This window comes from Bradyrhizobium sp. 191 (assembly GCF_023100985.1).
Taxonomy (GTDB): domain Bacteria; phylum Pseudomonadota; class Alphaproteobacteria; order Rhizobiales; family Xanthobacteraceae; genus Bradyrhizobium; species Bradyrhizobium diversitatis.
The window spans coordinates 8,079,553-8,103,772 of sequence record NZ_CP064692.1 but is presented as its reverse complement, the minus strand read 5'-3'; the positions used below and the strand labels follow the sequence as shown (position 1 = coordinate 8,103,772).

General features: G+C 63.6%; 22 protein-coding genes and 1 tRNA gene. 6 read left to right on the top strand and 17 right to left on the bottom strand.

Features of this window, described 5'->3' with window-relative positions; translation table 11 throughout:
• Positions 1-62: 62 nt before the first annotated feature.
• From parC to rpoZ, 11 genes are all read right to left on the bottom strand, one after another.
• Positions 63-2,321 carry a DNA topoisomerase IV subunit A gene (gene parC, locus IVB23_RS38285; RefSeq protein WP_061877339.1) on the bottom strand — a complete coding sequence of 753 codons (2,259 nt, stop codon included), beginning with the start codon at positions 2,319-2,321 and terminating at the stop codon, positions 63-65.
• 61 nt (positions 2,322-2,382) lie between these two features.
• Positions 2,383-2,673: a hypothetical protein gene (locus tag IVB23_RS38280; protein ID WP_247802040.1), complete on the bottom strand. Its 291-nt coding sequence runs from the start codon at positions 2,671-2,673 to the stop codon at positions 2,383-2,385.
• A 99-nt stretch (positions 2,674-2,772) separates the two neighbouring features.
• Positions 2,773-3,525 carry a DNA repair protein RecO gene (recO, locus tag IVB23_RS38275; RefSeq protein ID WP_247802039.1) on the bottom strand — a complete coding sequence of 251 codons (753 nt, stop codon included), beginning with the start codon at positions 3,523-3,525 and terminating at the stop codon, positions 2,773-2,775.
• An 88-nt stretch (positions 3,526-3,613) separates the two neighbouring features.
• The gene (locus IVB23_RS38270; protein WP_197969566.1) at positions 3,614-3,994 is read right to left on the bottom strand and encodes a hypothetical protein; all 381 of its coding nucleotides are present in this window, start codon (positions 3,992-3,994) and stop codon (positions 3,614-3,616) included.
• A gap of 21 nt (positions 3,995-4,015) precedes the next feature.
• Positions 4,016-4,942: a GTPase Era gene (gene era / locus IVB23_RS38265; RefSeq protein ID WP_247802038.1), complete on the bottom strand. Its 927-nt coding sequence runs from the start codon at positions 4,940-4,942 to the stop codon at positions 4,016-4,018.
• The gene (rnc, locus tag IVB23_RS38260; RefSeq protein ID WP_247802037.1) at positions 4,932-5,768 is read right to left on the bottom strand and encodes a ribonuclease III; all 837 of its coding nucleotides are present in this window, start codon (positions 5,766-5,768) and stop codon (positions 4,932-4,934) included. Before rnc ends, era begins: the two co-directional genes overlap by 11 nt.
• Positions 5,765-6,529 carry a signal peptidase I gene (gene lepB, locus IVB23_RS38255; protein WP_061877333.1) on the bottom strand — a complete coding sequence of 255 codons (765 nt, stop codon included), beginning with the start codon at positions 6,527-6,529 and terminating at the stop codon, positions 5,765-5,767. The genes rnc and lepB overlap by 4 nt, the downstream gene beginning before the upstream one ends.
• A 249-nt stretch (positions 6,530-6,778) precedes the next feature.
• Entirely contained in the window at positions 6,779-7,198 is a 420-nt protein-coding gene (gene acpS, locus IVB23_RS38250; RefSeq protein ID WP_131868067.1) for a holo-ACP synthase, read from the bottom strand.
• The gene (locus IVB23_RS38245) at positions 7,195-7,947 is read right to left on the bottom strand and encodes a pyridoxine 5'-phosphate synthase (RefSeq protein ID WP_197969564.1); all 753 of its coding nucleotides are present in this window, start codon (positions 7,945-7,947) and stop codon (positions 7,195-7,197) included. Before IVB23_RS38245 ends, acpS begins: the two co-directional genes overlap by 4 nt.
• Positions 7,948-7,992: 45 nt before the next feature.
• Positions 7,993-10,281, bottom strand: a complete 2,289-nt coding sequence (locus tag IVB23_RS38240) for a bifunctional (p)ppGpp synthetase/guanosine-3',5'-bis(diphosphate) 3'-pyrophosphohydrolase (RefSeq protein WP_061877330.1) — start codon at positions 10,279-10,281, stop codon at positions 7,993-7,995.
• Between the two features lie 205 nt (positions 10,282-10,486).
• A complete protein-coding gene (rpoZ, locus tag IVB23_RS38235; RefSeq protein WP_007603391.1) occupies positions 10,487-10,879 on the bottom strand; it encodes a DNA-directed RNA polymerase subunit omega in 393 nt (130 codons plus the stop codon).
• Between the two features lie 327 nt (positions 10,880-11,206).
• On the opposite strand from rpoZ, the gene IVB23_RS38230 reads away from it, so the two are divergent.
• Both IVB23_RS38230 and IVB23_RS38225 read left to right on the top strand, forming a co-directional pair.
• Positions 11,207-11,851: an NYN domain-containing protein gene (locus IVB23_RS38230; RefSeq protein WP_028179699.1), complete on the top strand. Its 645-nt coding sequence runs from the start codon at positions 11,207-11,209 to the stop codon at positions 11,849-11,851.
• Positions 11,832-12,506 (top strand): uracil-DNA glycosylase, encoded by a 675-nt coding sequence (locus IVB23_RS38225; protein WP_197969563.1) that lies wholly within the window; start codon positions 11,832-11,834, stop codon positions 12,504-12,506. The genes IVB23_RS38230 and IVB23_RS38225 overlap by 20 nt, the downstream gene beginning before the upstream one ends.
• Before the next feature lie 83 nt (positions 12,507-12,589).
• Here IVB23_RS38225 and IVB23_RS38220 read toward each other — a convergent pair whose 3' ends face one another.
• The 4 genes from IVB23_RS38220 to dapA are packed head-to-tail and all read right to left on the bottom strand — an operon-like array spanning position 12,590 to position 15,070.
• Positions 12,590-13,171 carry a peroxiredoxin gene (locus tag IVB23_RS38220; protein WP_247802036.1) on the bottom strand — a complete coding sequence of 194 codons (582 nt, stop codon included), beginning with the start codon at positions 13,169-13,171 and terminating at the stop codon, positions 12,590-12,592.
• Between the two features lie 4 nt (positions 13,172-13,175).
• Positions 13,176-13,649 (bottom strand): SsrA-binding protein SmpB, encoded by a 474-nt coding sequence (gene smpB / locus IVB23_RS38215; RefSeq protein ID WP_024341117.1) that lies wholly within the window; start codon positions 13,647-13,649, stop codon positions 13,176-13,178.
• 60 nt (positions 13,650-13,709) lie between these two features.
• The gene (mscL, locus tag IVB23_RS38210; protein ID WP_061877353.1) at positions 13,710-14,123 is read right to left on the bottom strand and encodes a large conductance mechanosensitive channel protein MscL; all 414 of its coding nucleotides are present in this window, start codon (positions 14,121-14,123) and stop codon (positions 13,710-13,712) included.
• 56 nt (positions 14,124-14,179) lie between these two features.
• Positions 14,180-15,070: a 4-hydroxy-tetrahydrodipicolinate synthase gene (gene dapA / locus IVB23_RS38205; RefSeq protein ID WP_197969561.1), complete on the bottom strand. Its 891-nt coding sequence runs from the start codon at positions 15,068-15,070 to the stop codon at positions 14,180-14,182.
• 227 nt (positions 15,071-15,297) lie between these two features.
• Between dapA and IVB23_RS38200 the strand changes: the two genes are divergently transcribed.
• Positions 15,298-17,748 (top strand): transglycosylase SLT domain-containing protein, encoded by a 2,451-nt coding sequence (locus tag IVB23_RS38200; RefSeq protein ID WP_247802035.1) that lies wholly within the window; start codon positions 15,298-15,300, stop codon positions 17,746-17,748.
• Between the two features lie 478 nt (positions 17,749-18,226).
• On the opposite strand, the gene IVB23_RS38195 is transcribed toward IVB23_RS38200, so the two are convergent.
• A complete protein-coding gene (locus tag IVB23_RS38195) occupies positions 18,227-19,783 on the bottom strand; it encodes a porin (RefSeq protein ID WP_247802034.1) in 1,557 nt (518 codons plus the stop codon).
• Positions 19,784-20,615: 832 nt separating this feature from the next.
• Here IVB23_RS38195 and IVB23_RS38190 point away from each other — a divergent pair.
• From IVB23_RS38190 to IVB23_RS38180, 3 genes are all read left to right on the top strand, one after another.
• Positions 20,616-20,708: transfer RNA gene (locus tag IVB23_RS38190), tRNA-Ser, on the top strand.
• A 196-nt stretch (positions 20,709-20,904) separates the two neighbouring features.
• Positions 20,905-21,402: an N-acetyltransferase gene (locus IVB23_RS38185; protein WP_247802033.1), complete on the top strand. Its 498-nt coding sequence runs from the start codon at positions 20,905-20,907 to the stop codon at positions 21,400-21,402.
• Positions 21,403-21,709: 307 nt separating this feature from the next.
• Complete coding sequence (locus tag IVB23_RS38180) at positions 21,710-22,138, top strand: VOC family protein (protein WP_247805030.1); 429 nt, start codon at positions 21,710-21,712, stop codon at positions 22,136-22,138.
• A gap of 347 nt (positions 22,139-22,485) precedes the next feature.
• On the opposite strand, the gene IVB23_RS38175 is transcribed toward IVB23_RS38180, so the two are convergent.
• Complete coding sequence (locus IVB23_RS38175; protein WP_061877321.1) at positions 22,486-22,752, bottom strand: hypothetical protein; 267 nt, start codon at positions 22,750-22,752, stop codon at positions 22,486-22,488.
• Positions 22,753-24,220: the final 1,468 nt, after the last annotated feature.

Sequence of the window (24,220 nt, the reverse complement as noted above, 5' to 3'; positions counted from 1 at the left end):
GGGTCCCGGCTCTGCGCGGCAACGCAAGCGCGTTGCAGCGCGTCCGGGACACGGGACCGTCCCTACCCGATGCCCCGGCCGAACTTGTTCGACTTCGGAAAACCCTTCGGAGGCAGGCGGCCGGCGTCAGCGCGGGTGCCTTGCCACTCGGCGAGCTCCTTCATGGTCGCGGAGAATTCGCGACCGGCGGAGTCCTTCCAGGTCAGGCCGGCCTTGGCGTCGAACACGGCAATATCCGAGAGGCCGCCATCCTTGTACTTCTGCAGGCGAACGCCGCGGCCGCGCGCCATTTCCGGCACCTGGTCGAGCGGGAAGACCAGCATCTTGCGGTTGTCGCCGATGACCGCGACGGTGTCGCCGAGCACTTCGGTGATCGCGCGCGCCTCGTTCGGCATGTCGACATTGAGGACCTGCTTGCCCTTCTTGGTGGTGCCGACGCAATCGTCCTCGTTGACGACGAAACCCTGGCCCTCGTGGCTGGCGACCAGAAACTTGCGCCCGCCCTTGTTGACGAACAGCGCGACGGGCGCGGCTTCCTGCTCGAGGTCGATGAACAGGCGGATCGGCTCGCCGTGACCGCGGCCGCCCGGCAGCTTCGCGACGTCGAGCGAGTAGAACTTGCCGTTGGTCGCGAACAGCAGCAGCTTGGAGGTCGTCTCCGCGAAGAAGGCGAAGCCGAGCTTGTCGTCCTGCTTGAAGGCGAGCCCCGAGAGATCCTCGACATGGCCCTTCATGGTGCGGATCCAGCCCTTGTCGGAGACGACGACCGTCACCGGCTCGCGCTCGACGAAGGCCTCCTCGATCGCGGCGAGATCGTGCTCGGGCGCGTCGGCAAAGGTGGTGCGGCGCTTGCCGAGCGGCGTCTTCGGCCCGAACATGTCGCGGACCTTGCCGACCTGCTCGCTGACCTTCTTCCACTGCTCAGGCTCGGAGGCGAGCACCGCATTGATGCCCTTGAGCTCGCCGCGGAGGTTTTTGTCCTCGGTGCGGATCTCCATCTCCTCGAGCTTGCGCAAGGAGCGCAGGCGCATGTTGAGGATGGCTTCGGCCTGCACCTCGGTGAGCTTGAACGCCTTCATCAGCTCCGGCTTGGGCTCATCCTCGGTGCGGATGATCTTGATCACCTTGTCGATGTTCAGATAGGCGATCAGGAACCCGCCCAGGACCTCCAGCCGGTGCTCGATCTGCGCCTTACGATAATTGCTGCGCCGGATCAGCACGTCGCGCAGATGGTCGAGCCATTCGCGCAAGCACTCGGCCAGGCCGACCACCTTGGGCACCTTGCCCTTGATCAGCACGTTGAGGTTCAGCGGAATCTTGTTTTCGAGCTCGGTCAGCCGGAACAGCGATTCCATCATCAGCGCGGGATCGACGTTCTTCGATTTCGGCTCGATCACGATGCGGACGTCTTCGGCCGACTCGTCCCTGATGTCGCCGACCAGCGGCAGCTTCTTCTGGTCGAGCAGCTCGGCGACTTTCTCGATCAGGCGCGACTTCTGCACCAGGAACGGGATCTCGGTGACGACGACGACCCAGGTGCCGCGCGCGCCCTCCTCCTGCGTCCACCGCGCACGGACACGGAACGAGCCGCGGCCGGTGGAGTAGGCTTCGGCAATGGCCTGCTTGGAATCGACGCAGATGCCACCGGTCGGGAAGTCCGGGCCCTTCACCCACTTCATCAGCGCCTTGGATTTCGCGTCGGGCTTCTCGATCAGATGCAGCGCAGCATCGCAGAGCTCGGCGGCGTTGTGCGGCGGGATCGAGGTCGCCATGCCGACCGCGATGCCCTGCGCGCCGTTGGCGAGCAGGTTCGGAAAGCCGCCGGGCAGCACGACGGGCTCTTTCGACTGGCCGTCGTAATTGGCGCGGAACTCGACACCGTCCTCGTCGATGCCATCGAGCAGAAGCCGCGCGACGTCGGTCATGCGCGCTTCGGTGTAACGGTACGCGGCGGGGTTATCGCCGTCGATATTGCCGAAATTGCCCTGGCCGTCGACCAGCGGATAGCGCGAGGAGAAATCCTGCGCGAGGCGCACCATGGCGTCGTAGATCGCCTGGTCGCCGTGCGGATGGAACGAGCCCATCACGTCGCCGACGATCTTGGCGGATTTCTTGAAGGCCGTGCCGGGGTCGAGCCTGAGCAGCCGCATGCCGTAGAGGATGCGCCGGTGCACCGGCTTCAGGCCGTCGCGTGCGTCCGGCAGCGCGCGGTGCATGATGGTCGAGAGCGCATAGGCGAGATAGCGCTCTTCCAGCGCCTCGCGCAGCGGCACCTCATGGATCTCGGCCGGTTCTTCCGGCGGAACGATTCGTTTTCCCATGCCGCCCGGTTAAACCGTGGAAGCGAATCGGGCAAGGATCGAATGGTTCCCCGGGGGCGGCCTAGTGGCCTGCCCAGCCGGCCGTGAATGTCTGGGTTTTGGCCTGACCAGGCGTTTGGGCGGGTGCCGGCGCATTATTGCTCACGCAACGGCGGGCGGCCTCGATCTCAGCCTCGGTCGCGCCATGGGCCCGCGCCCATGTCTCTGCGGCAGCAGCAGAATATTTTGCCACATAATACCGGACGACCGTGCAGGAAGCCCGGCGAAACAAGCCGGGTTGCGGCTCGCCGGCCATTGCATCGGGCGCAAACGCAAGCAGCGCCGTGGAAAAGGCGAATCCCCTGATCAACATTTAGGCTGTCCCCGTTGTGGAACCTGAAGGCGAACTCGACCGGCCCGATTTGGTTCCTGGGAACTTCATGCCAACGGGCAGTGCAGAGTCCCGATGAGCTCATGGCGCGGGAATCGCTGCCCTCGCCTGCTGCCGTATCAGGGCATTGATGAAGCCGGCCCGCGCGTCGGAATGGCCCTGACCGCGCGGCTCCAGCACGTGACGCAGCAGGAACAGGCCGGTGAGCCGGAAGCCGTCCTGGAGATCCTGATCGGTGAGATCGCTCGCGGTCTCGCCATGGCGCAGAAAGGCCGGCAGCCGCAACAGCCGGTCGCGCCACGGCTCGCCCGCGCCGCGCGACACCGCGCCGCCGGATTTCGGCGAGACGTAGATCAGGTCCGTGGTCTCGCCGGTCACCGCGCAATTGTCCAGCGCCAGGCCGAAACCCAGCTCGGCGAGCATCGCCAGCTCGAAATGGATCAGATGCACGGCGGCGCTACCGATGTCGTCGAAATCGTCGAGCGAATGTTCGAGCAACGCAAAGATCTCTTCGTGCGGATCGCGCTCCGGCAAGAGCCGCGCAACCGAGGCGAGATGAGTGACGCCATAGACCCCATGGGACGATGCCAGCAGCGTCGCCGCGCGCAGCTTCAATCCCTCGACAGCATAGGTACCGAGATGTTCGTCGAGCCGCGCCCGCCACACAGCGCTGACGCTGTTGCCGGGCTGCAAGAGGGGCCGCATCCGCGAGCCGGCGCCGCCGCGGACGAGGCCGAGATGCCGGCCATGGGCGCGCGTCAAGAGCTCGACGATGGCGCTGCTCTCGCCATGCCGCCGCACCCCCAGCACGATGCCCTCGTCGGTCCATTCCATGAGGAAATATTACAGGATTCCGGTGAGGAGCGCAGTGCCTTCTCCCCGTCATTCCGGGTTCGCCTCTTCGAGGCGCCCCGGAATGACGCTAGGCGTTGAACCAGCCCTGCGCATCGCCGGTGAAGGAGAAATAAAGTCCGACCGCGGTCAGCGCGCAGGAGACGATCTCGATGGCGCTGTCGAGCTCCAGGCCCCTCTCCCCGATGATCTGGCCGAGCGAGATCACCGACAACACCAGGGCCGCCGCCAGCACCCAGCGCGGCCAGTTCTTGCGCCGATGCGCGGCCAGCCAGACGAAATAGACCAGCAGCAGGATCATGCCGCCGGCGAGCAAGGTCGCCGTCATGATCATCTGCTCGGTCATCTCGGTGTTGGGCGTGCGGTCCTGCGCCGCGACCGAGAGGGCATCCAGCATCAACGATGCATAGAGCAGCGCTTCGAAGCGCCGGACGTTGCTGGGCACGCTCATCGGATACCGATCTTTTCTTGGTTATTCCCTGGGGAAGTCCAGGCCCATCTCGCGGTAGCGATCGGGGTCGTCACCCCAATTCTCGCGTACCTTGACGAACAGGAACAGATGCACCGGCACGTCGAGGATCTGCATCAGTTCCTTCCGCGAATCCGCGCCGATCGACTTGATGGTTGCGCCGCCCTTGCCGAGCACGATCTTGCGCTGGCTTTCGCGCTCGACGAAGATCGTCTGCTCGATCCGCACCGAATGATCCTTGCGCTCCTCCCACTTGTCGGTCTCGACCGTGGACTGGTAGGGCAATTCCTGGTGCAGCTTCTGATAGATCTTTTCGCGCGTGATCTCGGCCGCGAGTTGCCGCATCGGCGCGTCCGACATCTGGTCCTCGGGATAGAGGAACGGGCCCGGCGGCACCATTTCCGCGAGCGTCTTGCGGATGTCGTCGACGCCGTCGCCCGAGATCGCCGAGATCATGAAGGTCCGCGCGAACTTCATGCGCTCGTTGGCGGCTTGCGCCAGCGCCAGCAGCTTCTCGCGCTGGACCAGATCGACCTTGTTGATCACCAGGATCTTCTCGTGATTGACGCCGGCGGCCTTGGCGAGGATCGCCTCCGCTTCCTCGTCGATCCCGGTCTTGGCATCCAGCAGCACGCAGACGAGGTCGGCATCATGCGCCCCGCTCCAGGCGGTCGAGACCATGGCGCGGTCGAGCCGGCGCTTGGGCGAGAAGATGCCGGGCGTGTCGACCAGGATGATCTGCGCATTGTTCTCGATGACGATGCCGCGGATCAGCGCGCGCGTGGTCTGCACCTTGCGCGAGACGATCGTGACCTTGGCCCCGACCAGCGCGTTGACCAGCGTGGACTTGCCGACATTCGGCGCGCCGATCAGCGCAACGAAGCCGCAGCGCGTACCAATGGGCGCCTCGCCGCTTGCTTCAGCCGTCATTGCCGCCGCCAACGCCTTCGCGTTCGATCATCACTGAAGCTGCCACCTTCTCTGCCGCGCGTTTGCTGCCGCCGATGCCTTCCGCCGGCGCAAGCCCCGGCAGATCGACTGCCACGCGGAACTGCGGGTCGTGATGCGGGCCGGTGCGCTCGACCTCGCGGTAAACAGGCGTCGGCAGCCCCTTCCCTTGCGCCCATTCCTGCAGCACGGTCTTGGGGTCGCGCAAGGGACGGCGCGGCTTGTGCATGCGCTCGGTCCAGTTGCGCTTGACGAATTCGGCTGCCGCCACATGGCCGCCGTCGAGGAAGATGGCGCCGATCACGGCCTCGCAGATGTCCCCCAGCACGCTCTTGCGCAGGCGCGCATCGGCGCTGGATCCGACCGATCCCAGCTTGATGTCGTCGACCAGACCGAGCGACTTGGCGACGTCGGCGCAGCTTTCCTTGCGCACGAGCTCGGCCAGACGCTTGGACAGTTCGCCTTCGTCGGCGTTCGGGAAGGCGTGATAGAGCATGTCGGAGACGACGAGCCCGAGCACGTGGTCGCCGAGGAATTCCAGCCGCTGATAGCTGTCGCCGCGCTTGCGTCCGGACTTCAGCGCCGAGACATGCGTGATCGCCTGCATCAGGAGGTTCGGGTCAGCGAAGCTGTGGCCGATGCGCGCCTCGAGCGCCGCGCTCGCATCCGTGGCCTTGGCCTTGCTGCTCCGCACCCGCTTCTTCTTCGCAGGCGCCTTGTCCGCAGCTGTCTTGGTCGCAGTTGCCCCTTCGGGGCCCGCTTGCGCCTCGGTCGGTTGGGTCGCGATGTCCTTGGCTTCGTCTTTCATCGGACGATTTTGAAGAAACGATTCCAGCGTACCGCCCACGGCCAGCGCCAGAACATCCAGGCATGCTCGCCTTCGGCGATGGAGAAGAAGATCATCTGGGCGCGGCCGATCAGATTTTCCTGCGGCACGTAGCCGACCTGGCCGAGGAAGCGGCTGTCGGTGGAGTTGTCGCGATTGTCGCCCATCATGAAGAAGTGGCCGGGCGGCACCGTGTAGACGTTGGTGTTGTCCATGTAGCCGTTGTCGGCGCAGTCCAGCGTCTCATAGGACACGCCGTTCGGCAGCGTCTCCTTCCAGCGCTTCACCCGGGAGATGCCGCCGCCTTCTGAGCCGCAGGGGTCTTCGCCGACATACTCGCTCATGCGCTGCCGCTCGACCGGCGTGTCGTTGATGTAGAGCAGCCCGTCGCGCATCTGGACGCGGTCGCCGGGAAGGCCGATCACGCGCTTGATGTAGTCCGTCGAATCGTCCTTCGGCAGGCGGAACACGACGATGTCGCCGCGGTTCGGATCCGAGCCCCAGATTCGCCCCGAGAACAGCGGCGGCGAGAACGGAATCGAATAGTGGCTATAGCCGTAGGAATATTTCGAGACGAACAGATAGTCGCCGACCAGCAGCGTCGCCTTCATCGAGCCCGACGGAATGTTGAAAGGCTGAAACAGGAAGGTGCGGATCACCAGCGCGATCAGGAGAGCATGAATGACGACCCGGATCGTTTCACCGACGCCGCTCTCAGTTTTCGTTCCTGAAGTCACGCTCATTGCTCTCTCAATTCCGGCCGGCGGTCACAGAGCGCCCTCCTGGCGCGAACAGCCCATTGCTTCGCGGCCCATGGAGATTGTCCTGATTCTGATAGTGAGGGCCAATTCCGGCGTAAAGCCGAATTCGCCCAAGCTGATTTGCGACGGCGGACTTTTAGACGGTTGTCGGAGGCCACGCAATCAAGGATCGCATCAAAACTGATTAAGATATTGATTTTACATATGAATTATAAAATAAGGCGGATCTCCTCAGGGCTTCGCAGGTGGCACGGCGGAAATGATGACAAAGGCCTGCGCCAGCGGCCAGTCGTCGGTGATCGAAACGTCGATCCGCGCCTCGAATCCGTCCGGCGTCAGGGCCTGAAGCCGGGCCAGCGCGCCGCCGGTCAGCTGCATGGTCGGCCGCCCCCCCGGCAGGTTGACCACGCCCATGTCGCGCCACCAGACGCCGCGCCTGATGCCGGTGCCGAGTGCCTTTGAGCAGGCCTCCTTGGCGGCGAAGCGCTTGGCGTAGGTCGCCACCACCATCTTCTCGTTCTTGGCGCGCCGTTCCGCCTTGGCCCGCTCGGCCGCGGTGAAGATGCGGTCGAGGAAGCGCTCGCCATGCCGTTCGATCACCTTGGCCACGCGGGTGATGTCGATCAGGTCGGAGCCGATGCCGATGATCATGCCCGGCCCCGGCCACGGTCCATCGCCGCGCGCATGTTGCGCACGGTCTCGGCCAGACCCACGAACAGCGCCTCGCCGATCATGTAGTAGCCGATGTTGAGCTCCATGATCTCAGGCAGGGCCGCGATCGTCTCCGCCGTGGCATAGTCGAGCCCGTGCCCGGCATGGACCTCGAGCCCGGCATCCCTGGCCAGCTTCGCCCCCGCCACGATCCTCCGCCATTCGGCCTCGGCCTTGTCGGCGTGGCCGTCGACGACGGCGTCGCACCATGCGCCGGTGTGGATCTCGATCACGGGCGCGCGCAGCCGTGCCGCCATTTCGATCTGGGCGGGGTCGGCGGCGATGAACAGCGAGACCCGGATGCCGGCATCGTTCAGCCGCGCGATATAGGGCGCGAGCGCGTTGTGCTGGCCGACCACATCCAGCCCGCCTTCGGTCGTCACCTCCTGGCGCCGCTCCGGAACCAGGCAGACTGCATGCGGCTTGGTGGCGAGCGAGATGCGCAACATGTCGTCGGTTGCCGCCATCTCGAAATTGAGCGGCTTCGAGATCTCCGCCTTCAGCCGCGCCATGTCCTCGTCGCGGATGTGCCGGCGATCCTCGCGCAGATGCGCGGTGATGCCGTCGGCGCCGGCCTCGATCGCGAGCAGCGCCGCGCGCACTGGATCCGGATTGCGGCCACCGCGCGCGTTACGCAGGGTCGCGACATGGTCGACATTGACGCCGAGGCGGAGCGGAGTTGCGGGCATTTCAGGACTCACGAAATCGGGGCGACAGGCGCATACGCAAGGCGCCTATCCATTAACACGTTCGACTTTGGCGACGACCGCCTTCGCGCGCAACTGAGCCAGGATCGCGCTGAGGTGCTTCAGATCGTAGACTTCGAGATCGATCGTCGTCTCCGTGAAGTCCGGCGAGCGGCGCTGCATGCTGATATTGTCGATGTTGCCGTCGTGCTCAGCGATCACGGTCGCGATCTGCGCCAGCGCGCCGGGCTCGTTGACGTTCTCGACCCTGATGCGGGCCGGGAAGCGCTGCGGCGCGGAATCCTCGATGTCCCAGCGGACGTCGAGCCAGCGCTCCGGCTCCTCCTCGAAATCCTTCAGCGCCGGCGCCTGGATCGGATAGATCGTGATGCCCTCGCCCGGCGTGACGATGCCGACGATGCGGTCCCCGGGCACGGCGCCGCCATTGGGAGCGAACTTGATCGGCAAGTCGGAGTTGATGCCGCGGATCGGGATCGCGACTGGGCTGCGCGGCGGCTCCGAGGCGCCCTTTTCCTTGAGCTTGGCGGCGAGACCCTTCTTGACGCCGTAGCGTGCGATGCGCTCCTCCTTGTAGTCGGGATACATCGCACGCGCGACGTGGGAGGCCTTGATCTCGCCGCGGCCGACCGCCGCCATGACGTCCTCGATCGAGGTGCGCGCGAGCCGCGGCAGCGCGCCCTTGAGCTTGTCGTCGGCATATTCGATCTTGGCGCGCTCGAACAGGCGCTCGACGATGCGCCGGCCGAGACCGACATATTGATCGCGCACGGCGGTGCGCGTGGCGCGGCGGATCGCGGCGCGCGCCTTGCCGGTGACCGCGAGCGTTTCCCAGGCCGATGGCGGCGCGGACTGCGCCTCCGAGGTCAGCACCTCGACCTCGTCGCCGTTCTGGAGCTCCGAGGACAGCGGCGCGAACTTGCCGTTGATCTTGCAGCCCACCGCGCTGTTGCCGACGTCGGTGTGCACCGCATAGGCGAAGTCGATCACGTTGGCGTGGCGCGGCAGCGCGATCAGCTTGCCCTTCGGGGTGAAGCAGAACACCTGGTCGTGGAACAGCTCGAGCTTGGTGTGCTCGAGGAATTCCTCGGGATTGGCGCTCTCGGAGAGGATTCCGATGGTGTGGCGCAGCCAGGAGAATGCGTTGGACTCGCGCTTGAGGTATTCGGTCGGCGAGCCCACGCCTTCCTTGTAGAAGACATGCGCGGCGATGCCGCGCTCGGCGATCTGGTCCATCGCCTCGGTGCGGATCTGGAGCTCGACGCGCTGGTTGCCGGGGCCGATCACGGTGGTGTGGATCGAGCGGTAGTCGTTCTGCTTCGGCGTCGAGATGTAGTCCTTGAAGCGCCCCGGCACGACCGGCCAGGTGGTGTGGACGATCCCGAGCGCGCGATAGCAGGCCTCGATGTCGTTGACGACGAGGCGGAAGCCGAAGATGTCGGACAATTGCTCGAAGCCGACCGACTTGCGCTCCATCTTGGTCCAGATCGAGAACGGCTTCTTGCGGCGGCCATAGACCCGCGCGCCGAGGCCCCTGTGCCGCAGATTGTTGGAGAGCTGGTCCTCGATCTCGCCGATCAAATTGCGGTTGCGCTCGGCAAGCGCGTCGAGCCGCTGCATCACCACCGAATAGGCTTCGGGATCGAGGGTGCGGAAGGACAGATCCTCCAGCTCCTCGCGCATTTCCTGCATGCCCATGCGTCCCGCCAGCGGCGCATAGATGTCGAGCGTCTCCTCGGCGATGCGCCGGCGCGATTCCGTCGGCACGAATTCCAGCGTGCGCATGTTGTGCAGGCGGTCGGCGAGCTTGACCAGAAGCACGCGGACATCGTCAGCAATGGCCAGCAACAATTTGCGCAGGTTCTCGGCCTGCTTGGCCTCGCGTGACACCAGCTCGAGCCGCTTCAGCTTGGTCAGGCCCTCGACCAGCGCACCGATCTCCGGCCCGAAGATCTGGTCGATCTCGGCCCGTGTCGCCTCGGTGTCCTCGATCGTATCGTGCAGCAGTGCTGCCACGATGGTGGCGTCGTCGAGCTTCAGGTCGGTGAGAATGGCCGCCACTTCGAGCGGGTGCGAGAAATACGGATCGCCCGAGGCGCGGGTCTGCGAACCATGCGCCTTCATGGCGTAGACATAGGCGCGGTTCAGCAGGTCTTCGTTGGTGTTGGGATTGTAGGATCTGACGCGCTCTACGAGGTCATATTGACGCATCATGCGCGCGCGGGGCCTGGCGGGGCGCGCGACCGGCGCAGTCGGGGCCACGGCAACCGATTCGGTTGCGGCCTGCATCTGCGTGGATCTGCGGCGCCGATATACCATTCCGTCCTGCTTTCAAACGGGCCCGAGGCGGTCCGTTGTATACATCCTAGCTCCGATCGCGCGTGTGTCCGATCAATTCAGTGACAGGCGCAGCGCCAACCGGCAACACTTTGGTAACCACGAAAACGTCAACAAAAGCAAAGGCCCGAACACGGGTTCGGGCCTTTGGTAAGATCACAAGCAGTCGATGATCACGATGGAGGAATTACTCGTCTTCTTCGGGCTGCTCCTCGGGAGGCGCGAGGCCTTCCAGGCCCTTCAGCAGCTCTTCTTCGGTCATGCGCTCCACGGCGACCTCGGTATCGTCCGCATCGACACTCGCCCCTGCGGAACCGATCAGCGGCACCGTATCCGGCTCGGGCTCGTCCACCTCGACGAACTTCTGGAGCGAGTGCACCAGCTCCTCGCGGAGATCCTCCGGCGAGATCGTCGTCTCGGCAATTTCACGCAAAGACACAACTGGGTTCTTGTCGTTATCGCGGTCAACCGTTAGTTGTGAACCGGACGAAATCATGCGGGCTCGGTGGGCGGCCAGCAGGACCAAGTCAAACCGGTTGTCGACCTTGTCGATGCAATCTTCTACGGTGACGCGAGCCATGGACTGTCGCTCCGTTGTGGGTGGGACGAAATATGTGGATGATTGGGGCTAGTTATAGGGACCGGGACGATTTCGCAAGGCTAATTTGTGATTTGGTCTCGCCAAACGGCTCTGCTAACGCCACATTGGGGCTGGGACGGGGTTTTCTGGGCTGCCATCGGGGGCAGCCCCGGGTGTATGCAAGTCCGCCATAACTATACCTTGATTGCCCCGACTTCTCCGGACTTGCGGTTTCGACGGGTCTCAGCGGCACTTTAGAACTGCGCGGCTTGCTGTCGCCGCGCCAACAAAAAACGATCAATCACGAACACTACGCGAGCAAACTGAATGTCACCTTCTCCTACCAACAAGATCGCGCTCTTCATCGATGGGGCCAATCTCTACGCGACCGCGAAAACGCTGGGCTTCGACATCGATTACAAGCGTCTACTGAAGGAGTTTCAGGGCCGCGGGACGTTGTTGCGGGCGTTCTATTACACCGCCATCATCGAAGACCAGGAATACTCCTCGATCCGCCCGTTGATCGACTGGCTGGATTACAACGGCTACACCGTCGTCACCAAGGCGACCAAGGAATTCATCGACGCCTCCGGCCGCCGCAAGGTCAAGGGCAACATGGACATCGAGCTTGCCGTGGACGCCATGGAGCTCGCCGAGCATATCGACCAGATGGTGCTGTTCTCGGGTGACGGCGACTTTCGCTCCCTGGTCGAGGCCGTGCAGCGCCGCGGCGTGCGGGTCACGGTGATCTCCACCATCGCCAGCCAGCCGCCGATGATCGCCGACGAGCTGCGCCGCCAGGCCGACGTCTTTACCGACCTCGTCGAGCTGCAATCCAAGCTCGGCCGCGACCCGTCCGAGCGCCCCGCCCCGCGCGACCGCGGCGAGCGTGGCGAACGTCACCACGCCCCGCAATTCCTCCAGCGCGCAACCACGATGGCGCCGAGGGGCGATGAAGACTTCGAGGAGTGAGGCGGCCCGGTCAAGCCGCCGGCCTCTCGCCGTCGTTCCCGACCGTGACTGTCCGCTCTGTTCGCGCCTGGTCGCGTTTCGCGAGGCGAACCGCACGCGCGAGCCGTCGTGGCACAATGCGCCGGTTGCGCCCTTCGGCGACCTCGAAGCACGCCTCCTGATCGTGGGCCTCGCGCCGGGAATGCAAGGCGCCAACCGCACGGGACGGCCTTTCACCGGCGATTATGCCGGCGACCTGCTCTACAGCACGCTGCTCGAATACGGCTTTGCCAGGGGGACCTATCAGGCGCGCCCCGACGACGGCCTGCAACTGGTCGACTGCCGGATCGCCAATGCCGTGCATTGCGTGCCGCCGCAGAACAAGCCGCTGCCGGTCGAGATCAACACCTGCCGCCAGTTCCTCGTGGCGAATCTGGCGTCGATGCCGAACCTGCGCGCGATCGTCGCGCTCGGGCGGATTGCGCACGACAGCGTGCTCAAGCCGCTGAATCTGAAGGGCTCGCAGGCCCCCTTCGGCCACGGCGCAGTGCATCAGGCAGGCCGGTTCAAGCTCTACGACAGCTATCATTGCTCGCGCTACAACACGAACACCGGCGTGCTGACGCCGGACATGTTCCGAAGCGTGTTCGCGAAGGTGAAGGCCGGTCTCGATTAGGGCCTGAGGGAGTCAGGGGTTGTGATCCCCTCACCCGGATCGCATCGGTTTCGACCGACATCATTTCACCCTGGGCGGGCGATCTAGGCCTTGGCGGGATTGGCCTTCAGCCAGTCGAGCACGTCGCCGGCGTTCCGGTCGGGTGGAAACACCGGATAGAACACATGCGTGATCCTGGCGTCGTCGATAACCAGCGCGAGACGCTTGATCAGCGTCAGGCCCGCGACCTCCATGGTCGGCAGGTTCAAGGCGCGCGTCAGCGCCAGCTTCTCGTCCGAGAGCACCGGGAACGGCAGATGCAGGCGCGAGGCCATCTCGGTCTGGTAGGCGTTGCTCTGGGTCGAGAGGCCGAACACGTGTGAGGCGCCTGCGGCTTTCAGCTCTGCGAACAGATCGCGAAATGCGCACGTCTGAGGCGTGCAGCCGCGCGCCCCCGGGATCATGTCCCAATCGTCGACCAGCGCGATCTTGCCGGGCTCGCCGGTGCGGGGATAGGCGAACACCACGGTGCGGCCGCGCAGCGCCGACAGCGTGACCGACGTGTCGTCGGTGGCGAGCAGGCCGATCGGCGGCAACGTCATGCCCTTGAGATGCGCGGCGCCGCCGTCGTCGGCAGGCGCGGGAATCTGGCTCCAGTCGACCTCGAGCAGGTTCCGTTGATTCATTTCATCATCCCCTCGCCCGCATCAGCCGGCCCTTCTCCCGGCTCCAGTCGCGCTTCTTCTCGGACTCGCGCTTGTCGTGCAGCTTCTTGCCTTTAGCAACCGCCAGCTGCAATTTGGCACGACCACGCTCGTTGAAATAGAGCTTGAGCGGGATCAGCGTCATGCCCTCGCGGTCGACCGCGCCCATCAGCTTGTTGATCTGCCGGCGGTGGAGAAGCAGTTTGCGCGGCCGCTTGGGCTCGTGGTTGAAGCGGTTTCCTTGCAGATATTCGGGAATGGTGGCGTTGATCAGCCAGATCTCGCCGTTCTTGGAATCGGCATAGGATTCCGCGATCGTGCTCTTGCCGTTGCGGATCGACTTGACCTCGGTCCCCGTCAGCGCAATCCCCGCCTCGATCGTGTCTTCGATCGCATAGTTGAAGCGGGCCTTGCGATTTTCCGCCATGACCTTGATCGGACGCTCGTTCTTGTCGGCCATGACGGATAAAACCTGATTGAGATGCGCGCGGAATCTAACAGTTCGGATGAAGCGCGCGCGTCACTTCTTGAGGAGATCGCGGATCTCGGTCAGCAGCTCGACCTCGGCCGACGGCTTCGGGGGAGCGGCCGGCGCCGCCTCTTCCTTGCGCTTCAGCGTGTTGATGGCGCGGATCACCAGGAACAGCACGAAGGCAATGATGATGAAGTTGATCGTCAGCGTGAGAAAGCTGCCCCAAGCCAGCACGGCGCCTTGCTTTTTCGCATCAGCTAAGTTGGTGGCTGTGACCTTCGCCGACAAGGGGGTGAAGTAGTTCGAGAAGTCGAGGCCGCCGGTGACGGCACCGATGATCGGCATGATCACGTCGCCGACCAGCGAGTTGACGATGCCGCCGAAGGCCGCACCGATGATGACGCCGACCGCGAGGTCGACGACGTTGCCTTTCATGGCGAACTCGCGGAACTCCTTGAGCATCCGCCTGCCCTTTTCCTCGACCGCGCTCATGAACGCTCCCCGGAAAAGCTAACGCCTCAGTTGATCAGACCCGCGTGCACCATCGCGCTGCGCACGGCAACGCGGGTCGGCTCGGAGACCGGCACCATCGGCAGCCGCAGCGTCTCCTCCAGCTTGCCCAGCAGCGACATCGCGTACTTGATCGGCGCCGGATTGCTCTCGATGAAGAGGTTGTTGTGCAGCGGCATCAGCTTGTCGTGGATCGCGAGCGCCGCCTTGGTGTCGCCCTTCTGCCAGGCGGCGTGGAACTCCGAGCACAGGCGCGGCGCGACGTTCGAGGTCACCGAGATGCAGCCATGGCCGCCATGGGCCATGTAGCCGATGATGGTGGCGTCCTCGCCCGAGAGCTGGTTGAAATCCTCGCCCATCGCCGCGCGCTGCTGCGACACGCGAACCATGCTCGCGGTGGCGTCCTTGACGCCGGCGATGTTCTTCAGCTCCCACAGCCGCTTCATGGTGTCGACCGACATGTCGATCACCGAGCGCGGCGGGATGTTGTAGATGATGATCGGAATGCCGATCGCGTCGTTGATCGCCTTGAAGTGCTGGTACATCCCTTCCTGGGTCGGCTTGTTGTAGTAGGGGGTGACGATCAACACGGCGTCCGCACCCGCCTTTTCGGCGTGCTGCGAGAGCTCGATCGCCTCCTTGGTCGAGTTGGAGCCGGCGCCCGCGATGACCGGCACGCGGCCCTTGGCTTCAGCGATGCACCATTCGACGACCTTCTTGTGCTCGTCATGGTTCAGCGTCGGGCTCTCGCCGGTGGTGCCGACCGGGACCAGGCCGTTGGTCCCCTCCGAAATCTGCCAGTTGACCAGGGAGCGGAACGCCGCCTCGTCCAGCGAGCCGTTCTTGAACGGCGTGACCAAGGCGGTGAACGACCCCCGGAACTTCGTCTTGGCTGCCATGGACTTCCTCCGTACGCGGCTATCTCTTGAGCAAGCCCCATTCATATCGGGTCTATCCTGCCGGTAAAAGGCCCGCTTCCGGGTGAGGGCAACGTTTAGGCCGCGATTTTGCCGCGGTGATGGTGCAAATCGGCCCGAGGTAAGCGGCTGTTGGTATTTTGTCCGCATATTCAATCAAACTTAGCTAGGTCTTGAGCCACTTCACTGATTCGGGGCGACGAAACGCCGTGACCTCCCTTGCACGTGCCGCATGGCGATCCACCGGTCTTGTCGTGTGCCTGACGGCAGGGCTGTCGCTGGGCTGCGCCGCTCCGGCCAAGTCCAATGAGACGGGCAAGGAGACCGCAAAGCCAGCGGCCAAGGACGCCGCGAAGGGACCGGCCAAGGACTCGAACAAGGGCTCGACCAAGGAAACAACAGCCAAAGGCACGGTCCAGGGAGCCGGCAAGGACGCAGCGAAGGGCGCGAGCAAGGGTGGCACCCCGGCCAAGGAAGGCGCGAAGACGCCAGCCAAGGATGCCGCCGCCAAGGAACCGGCGAAGGACAAGCCGAAACCCGCGGCAGCGGTCTCCTCGCCGAAGCCACACCCGGCGAGCAACGGATCGCCGCCCAAGACCGCAAAGCCTGCAAAGACCGCACCCGTGGCGGCCACCGACAGGCCCACTGCCCCGGCCTCCGCCAGGCCGCTCGCAGCTCCCGTGCTGGCCCCCGCGACCCGCCAGCATGCGGCGCCACGCAAGCCGGTCATCCCGGCCGCGGTTGCGGCGACATCATCGACGTCGCAAGCCGACAAGGACACGCTCGAGAGCGTCATCGAGCTCGTACGCAAGCGCAAGGCCGGCGATGCCACCGATGCCGCGGCCGGCATTTCGGATCCGGTCGCGCGAAAGCTCGCCGAATGGATCATCCTGCGCAGCGAGGACAACGGCGCGACCGTGGAACGCTATCGCGCCTTCATCTCCGCCAATCCGACCTGGCCGTCGCAGACCTTCCTGCGCCGGCGCCTCGAGGCCGCGATGTGGGACGACAGGCGCGACGATTCGGTCGCGTGGTCGTGGTTCGAGAACGAATCTCCGATCTCCGCTAAGGGCCGCTTCACGCTCGCCAAGGCGATGCTGGCGCGCGGCGACCGCGCCAATGCCGAGCGGCTGGTGCGCGAGGCCTGGCGCAGCGATCCGATGTCGGAGGACACCGAGAACAACGCGCTCGACCAGTTCGGTGCCCTGCTGACGCCGGGCGACCAGAAAGCGCGGATGGACACCCTGCTCTACGGCAGCGAGACCGAGGCGGCCCTGCGCGCCGCAAAGCGCCTCGGCGCCGGCTATGTCGCGCTCGCCAAGGCCCGCATCGCCGCCGTCAAGAAAGCGCCGAACGCGCGGGCGCTGCTCGACGCCGTGCCGCGCGAGCTGCACAATGACCCCGGCTACACCTTCAGCAAGATCCAGCTCCTGCGCCGCGAGGAGAAGTTCACTGAAGCCGCCCAGCTGATGCTGTCGGCGCCCAAGGATCCGGGTCGCCTTCACAATCTCGACGAATGGTGGATCGAGCGGCGCCTCCTGGCGCGCAAGATGATCGACACCGAGGAATTCCGCTCGGCCTATCTGATCGCGCGCGATGCCGCCCTGCCCTCGCGCGACATCTACAAGACCGAGCAGGAGTTCACCGCCGGGTGGATCGCGCTGCGATTCCTCAACGACCCCGCGACCGCCGCCCAGCATTTTGCCCGCATCGGCGTCGGCAGCGTCAATCCGACCGCGCTGGCGCGCGCCGGCTACTGGCAGGGCCGCGCGGCCGAAGCGATGGGGCGTCAGCAAGAGGCGCGCAACGCCTATGCTCGCGCCGCCGAACAGTCGACCAGCTATTACGGCCAGTTGGCCCGGGCCAAACTCGGCCTGCCGCAGATCGAGCTCAACAGCCAGCCGCGCGGGCGCGGGGCCGATCGGCTTGAGATCGTGCGCGCTGCGCATCTGCTCTATGAGCTCGACGAGCGCGAGCTCGCGGTGCCCATGCTCGCCGACATGGGCGAGAACGGCGATCCCGAAGCGGTTGCGGGCCTCGGCGAGCTCGCCCAGCGCTATAGCGATGCGCGCGGCATGCTGCTGGTCGGCAAGGGTGCGCTCAACCGCGGCCTGCCGTTCGATTTCTACGCCTATCCCGTCAACGGCATTCCGCAGTTCACGCCGATCGGCCCCGACGTCGAGCGCAGCATCATCTATGCGATCGCGCGACAGGAGAGCGCGTTCAATCCACGCGTGGTTTCGCCGGCGCAGGCCTATGGACTGATGCAGGTGACGCCGGACGCCGCCCGCTACGTCTGCAAACGCCACGGCGCGACCTACGACCTGGGGCGGCTGAAGAACGATTCGGTCTACAACGCCGCGCTCGGCTCGGCCGAGCTCGGCGGATTGCTCGAGGATTATCGCGGCTCCTACATCATGACCTTCGCCGCCTACAATGCCGGCCGCGGCAGCGTGAGGAAGTGGGTCGAGCGTTACGGCGATCCGCGCGACCCGAAGGTCGATGCGGTCGACTGGGTCGAGCTGATTCCGTTCTCCGAGACGCGCAACTACGTGCAGCGGATCATGGAGAACCTTCAGGTCTACCGCGCCCGCTTCGGCGGCGGCACGCGCTTGCAGATCGAGGCCGATCTGCGTCGCGGCGCCGTAAGCGTGGAATGACGCTGCCCCGTTCCGACTCGCGGCCGAGCATGGCGACGAGCGTCGCCTTCGTCAGGACCTTAAGTCGCCGAGGAATATCCGGCGCCCGGCCACGATCCGCAGGCGAGCCCTTCCGACGCGCGCCCTGAGCGCTGCGACTGTTGCGGTCCGATCGGCGCGCTCGCCGGTGCGCCAGCTAGCGGATGAACGGTGCCCTGACAGATGAAGGCGTAGGTCGATCCTGCTGCAGGGCGAGATCGTCGGGGCGCTTGTACGGTTGGGCCGGGCACCGGCGGGCTTCTCTGCGCATCCCGGTCGGAGACCGCTTGCAGCGCATCCCTCCACAGTGACTTCCATCAGGTCGCAACCAAGACCGCGAAATCAACGGAGAGTGGCGGTACCAGGTCGGACCTGCCCCAAGCGAACCAGCATGCGATCGCCAAAAGAAAAACCCCAGCGGTTGCCCGCCGGGGTTCTCTGTCAGGTCGTTAGACCAAACTTACCAGTTGCGCTGAGCGCGGAGGAGCAGGGTGAACGAGTCCTGATCCTTGAGCTCATACGACGCGGTCGGCTTGGCAACACCAGCGGCCGGTGTAACCAACCCGGTCACGCCTGCGTACTTTTGATCCAGACGGGTCCAGTTGAAGTCGGCCGAGAACGTCAGGTTCTTGACCGGAGTCCAGCGGGTGATCAAACCGACCTGGCCGATGTTGAAGTCAGGGTTACACGAGGTAACGCCCGGCGTTAACAAGACGCCGGCGAAGCCGCCACCGCCGCAGAGGAAGTTCTTGGCAAGCGATCCGAAGGACGCATGCGCATAAGCACCGTAGAGCGCGGTGTTCCAGTACGGATCCCAGTTATGGGTGTACGCACCACGGAAGCCCCAGGTCTTGACGGTTTCCTGCGAGCTGAAGCCCGTCGCTGCAGAGCCGACAAATACGGTGTCCGGCGCATTGGCGAAGCCGATGCTCTGGTAGGCGACGTTCGAACCGCCGTACATGGAGTACGAGCTACCCGCGAGGTTCTGGAAGTTGTAGCGGGTCGCACCATCGGTGTAGACGCCTGAAATGTTGATCGTGTCACCCGCGCCGGTCGGGATGTTCTTGATCGACAGAGCGAGCTGAACCGCCCAACCCCACTTGTCGTCGGGGTGGCCAGTGGTTTCGTCTGCGCCGTAGTAAGCGACGTGGTTGTCGTGCGCCGCGACCGACGCCTGGAACAGACCCCAAGCCTGGTCAACGCGGACCATACCGACGAGGTTCGGCGAACGCGAGCCGCCGATGGCGTTGGAGCCATAGGAACCACCGAGCACGCCGGCCGTCGTGATACCGGCAAGGTTGAGATTGCCAGCCTGATAGTAGGCAGTCGCATCTTCCGCCGAGAACGACGCCGTGATGCCCTGACCGAAGTCAGCGGTGTAGGTGAACTGGTTGACGCCAGTGACCGTGCCGCTGCCACCGACGAGACCGTCGAAGTTGTTGCCGGGATAGTTGGTCCAAGGCGCGTCGAACTGCGACACGGCCTTACCCATGGTGAAGCCGGCGAACTGGATGAAGGCGTAGTACACGCCGAGCGAGCCGCCCGAGGTACCGCCATCCGTCGGGTTGATGGTGGTCGTACCAGCAGTGGTAGCCGTGTAGCCAGTCGCGCCAGTGGCCGAGCCCTGACCGGTGTAGCCACCGGTGGTCCAGGAGAACGTCGCATCGAAGAACGTGCGGACGACGCCGTATTCGGTCGCGGTGCGCGTGTCGATGTTGAGATCTTGACGAGCGCGCATCGTGTAATAGTTGCTCAGGCGGTTGTGGGCGCCGGCCGGCGATCCGTTCTGAGCTCCGTAAACGCTGTTGGTGTTCAGCGCGACTTCAGCGCGCAGATAACCACCCAGCTTGATGCAGGTGTCGGTACCCGGGATGTAGTAGAACCCAGCACCGTACAGGGAGCAGATCTTCACGTATTCGACCGCCTTGGCCTTCACGGGGAGATCGGCTGCCTGCGCTCCGCCCACGGCGATCAGACCCGCCGCTGAGCCGAGCAAAAGGCTCTTAACCAACTTCATGTTAAACCTCCAAGTTGCTCTTCAGGGAAGGTCACTGACCGGACGGCCAATTCCCAAACCCCCTCTAAATCACCGCTCTAAGTCCCTTCGCGCCTTCGGACACACCCGCATGAACGCGAGGGACTTAAGCGAAAGACCTAAACGGGACGACCTCGGGATGCCCCCCTCCGTCGCTCAGCCACAATTACCGAACGCCCTTGCACACACAACAAGAGAACGCTCCGAAACGGGCCGATGAAGCGTGTTTTCCAACGGGTGTTGCACAAATAACACGCAGATGTGATCAAACCGCCCTCGCAACATATTGTTTACATTGGCATTTTTTCAACGGTTCCATTCGCCATCAAAGTTCCCCACATGAGGCGCCCAGCCGAGACGTCGGCCTGGAGGGGCTTTGACGACCTCGAATCGTGGAATCAGAAACGAGACTCACCGAGGCGTATCGACCGCCTCCGCGGCAGCCAGTCGGATGCAAGCTGGGCCGCCTGCTGCGCCTGAGGCGGCCGGCAGACACTCTTTATGGAGGCGGGATCATTGGAAGCGGGGCCGGCAGCTGGGCGAGCCGAGACGCGGGCTGCCAAGTCTCTATAGCCCCTTCTCGTGAGCCATTGAATTTCCTAGCAAATCGGCTTCCGACGTGAGCAAGGACGTTTCCATGCGGGGAACACCCTTGCAGTGTGCCCGAGGTTCAAGCTTCGCGTCCGCTCTCGCAGCGCCACACTCTCGCCGCGACAACAGCCGTCTTGCGGCGAAGATCACTGGGAATATTCGAGCGAAATCACACGCTTCTAAATTGACCGGCCCAAGTAATTAGAGGCATAAGGCTCGCACCGGAGAGGTGGCCGAGTGGCTGAAGGCAACGCTTTGCTAAAGCGTCATACGGTCTCAAGCTGTATCGAGGGTTCGAATCCCTCCCTCTCCGCCACACCCCGCCGATTGCCCTCCATGGCGCGATGTTGCCGCCGATCACCACATGCCGCCGGGTGAGATAGGAAACCGCCGATTCTACGCTGTGGCCCGATATATCTTGAGAGCAGCGACAGCAGCTAACGATCCTCATCACTGAAAGTACACCAGCATATGTTGACGCCCGATAGACGACATCTGATGGGCTCTGCACTATGATGATACGGCAAGAACAAGAAGGCGACTATTCCGCCATCGCTGACGTTACAGCGCGGGCATTTGCAGGCATGGAACACAGCGATCAAGCCGAACCTGAGATAATCAAGAGACTGCGGGCGAGTGATGCGCTCTCCCTTTCGTTGGTCGCGATCGAAGGCGGCATTTTGATCGGACATGTCGCCTTCTCACCTGTCACGATAGACGGTGCGCATGACGGATGGTTTGGCCTCGGTCCAGTATCAGTTGAGCCTGATCATCAGCAAAAGGGCATCGGTTCTGCCCCCATCCGCACTGGTCTTGAGCAGCTTCGTTCGTCAGGTGCTGCGGGATGCGTGGTCCTTGGTGATCCTGCCTACTATCGCCGCTTTGGTTTCGATCGCGATGATGACTTGCGGTACGAAGGAGCGCCGCCAGAATATTTCATGCGCTTAAATTTCATTGCCGATCAACCGCCAACCGGTAGAGTCGACTACGCCCCTGCTTTCGCGGGGTAGACCACGTCCGATTTCCTTATGCTGCTCACCGCTAATGACTGTAGACTACTCCTTCTAAATATTCCCTCGTACGTCAATTTTGGAAGGCTATAGAGTAGACGTAGTTCTCGGTTTCGTCGGCTTTGGCCCGCCACCCTCGCCGCTTCCCTCCACAGCGATATTCCCGCCTATTGCCGCATGAAGCCATGTGGAGTGGCGAACAGTGTGGAAGCGTCTTGTCACAGGCTGAGGAATGACCTGACCGTCATCGACTGGACTGATGCTCAGCAATGAACTTTATCAGCCAGCTTTGACAAGGAGAGCGATCATCGAGATTCATCAATTGCATCGAGGTCGGCTTATCGACCACATCCAGCTTGTGGTGCAGGATCTCAAGGCCAGCCGGGATTTTTACACTGCTATTCTGGCTGTGCTGGAGATTCCTGTTGTCGACACCGCCGATGGATATTTCTGGGCTGACGAACTCGTCGTGTCTTCGGCAGAAAGTCCGGCGGCGCTGGGTGTTCTGACGGGACGACACCACCTTGCCTTCCAGGCGAGAGACCGCGCGACAGTGGATGCCTTCCACAACGCGGCGCTGACCCATGGCGGGCGCGACAACGGTGCGCCCGGCGAGAGAGCCTATCATCCCGGATATTATGCGGCTTTCGTGCTCGACCCTGATGGTAACAACATCGAGGCCGTTTTCCACGGCGAGGCGAAGCGCAGTGCGCCGTCGGTGGTGGTGGATTTTTAGGGTTCAGTCCGATTCGCGTGCTCCTTATATACGTGTGCGCGCACCTAGATACCGGATCGCCATATCCGCCAATGCGAGGGCGATATCAGCACAGCCTCGCCGGCCCAGACGTTGAACCAGACGCCGCCCCTGCGCCGGCACGGGAAGGACCAGGACACAATTCCCGTCTTGTGCAGACGCCCTAGTTCCAGATCGCACTCGTCGGGAGCGATCTGGATCGGAAGCCATCGTCCATTCGTGTTTTGGTCGCCCATGCCATGCGGTTTTATGCGGCGGCACGACCAGCAAACTTGATTCAGCGCAACCGGACCCACCCGTGCAAACACGGGTCGGAGGCGGTTCTCATCTCAGTGCGCGGAGACCCAGGCCCTCGCCTCGCGCTGGGCGATGGAGATCTCGGCATCCGACATCTGCCCGGCGACTTCCTGGCGCAGCGCCACCGCGTCCTTGCGGCCCTTCAACGCCGCGAGGTTGAACCATTTGTGCGCGGCGACGAGATCGACGATCCCGGAGCGGCCGCTCGCCCAATAGATCCCGCGCTCGAACAGCACGTCCGACAGCGCGCTCGCGTCGATCGGCGTCGCCGTCTCCAGATCGAAAGTACCCTGAAACATCACGCATCCCCTCTTATTCTTGTGCCGTCCCGCTCCACCGAGCGCGGCTCCCGTCCAAATAGCTGTTCAACTCTTCCCCGAGTCTTCCTGCCCAAGCCGTTTGCCGGCTTGTTGGAGGTGATGATGGCGGGCAAATTTGAATGGCAGTTTAAGTATCGCGATGAAGCAGACGTAAACGCGAGCGCGCGACCCGCGCACGGGAAATTCAAGAAGTCCCTGATTTGCAGGCACTTTTGCAATTCGTCAGATTCGGTTTACCCTGGGATTTTGGCAGATCGATAACCATCGCGCGCGCTGGCGCGTGCTACGGCTCCAATTCATGGAGCGGCGCGCCGTCGTGGCCGCACCCGCCTGTCATTCCCCGCGTAGGCGGGGAATCCAGTACGCTGCGGCCCATCGTTTCAACCACGACCGTCTCGGCGCACTGGATCGCCCGGTCGGAGCCGGGCGATGACACCGCGCCTGGAGAAGCGGCACGCAGACGGCGTGCAATCATGCCCGGCCTCGCCTACCTCAAGGCAGCGCGGACGCGTCGCGGTCAGATCAGCAATGTCGGGGGGGAGGAATGCCGGCAATACCCCGGCGTCAGGAGAACGAGGGCGTCGGCGAACACGTCAGGACCAGATTCCACGCAAGCCCGAAGGCCGCTTGTGAAATTGCGGAGCTCCTTTTCGGAGAACCGCACCGAACGAAGAAAACTCGTTTCTTCTGCCGGACCGCGAAAGAGAACGGTCCGACCGTTGACCTGATGTCTCGCCGACACCCTCTATCGTCGACCAGAACCCTCTAGGAGGCGCTGATGACGTGCCGGCTATCTGGAGCCGGCAACTTCAGAAGCGAAGTTACTTCTTCTTCTTCGCGACCTTGCGGGTCTTCTTCGCAGTCTTCTTCACTGCGCTCTTCGCCTTCTTCGCCTTCGCCTTCTTCGCTTTCTTGGCCATGTTGCCCTCCGATGTGTGAGATGGCTTTAATCGCTGCGTGCACTCGGGGATCGAATGCACTTCATCCCGAATACACCAACACGAAGAAAAAAACAGCGTCTCGCTTAAAGAAGTGTTGACGGCGCAACGCGCCTGCGCTTGGCGAGCGCGACGCAAACGCGCCGCACGAGGTGTAGCTGCGATCACGGAGAACAGGCGCAGCGCCGACGTTCGCGACTGATGCGATTGCAGAAAAACACTATGCAGCAAGTATTTTTCTGCACGTGCGCATCGCCCGCGACCGACGCGATGATGTGCGTCGCCATTCCCCCGATTGCCTCGCAGAGGCACTTCGCGGACTCTGAGTCGTGAATTTTGGCAACGAAAATATTTTCATCCTTAACGGCGCGAACGCTCGTCTGAGCGTGTGCAAGCCGCCGTTTTGCGCGAATCGCGTGACGGCGATTCGGTCGCCGCGGCACTGTCGATCGGGATGAAGTTTGCTGCCGAGGATGCGCGCGAGCGTCGCACCGAGAGCAGAAAGCGAG